Here is a 215-nt window from a genome sequence, read left to right as displayed (position 1 = left end):
ACAGATGCGACTGAATTACCAGCGATGAAAGATGGTAAACAAGTTGGTACGTACACAATTGACCCAGCGACTGGTAAAGTGACATTCACACCAAACAAAGACTTCGTAGGAACTCCAGATGCAATTTCTGTTCAAGCAAAAGATGCGAATGGAACACCAGCAACAGCTAAGTACACACCAACAGTTACAGCCGTAACACCAACTGGTGAAGACAA

Annotated in this window: 1 protein-coding gene; it reads left to right on the top strand. The window is 43.7% G+C overall.

Annotated elements, in window-relative coordinates; genetic code table 11:
* Nucleotides 1-215: Ig-like domain-containing protein (locus ADH02_RS00020; protein ID WP_048781521.1), on the top strand; the 215-nt coding region annotated here is incomplete at both ends.

Source organism: Streptococcus sp. 263_SSPC (assembly GCF_001071995.1).
Taxonomy (GTDB): domain Bacteria; phylum Bacillota; class Bacilli; order Lactobacillales; family Aerococcaceae; genus Granulicatella.
Note: the sequence above shows the minus strand (reverse complement) of the source record. Positions and strands in the feature narration are given on the sequence as shown.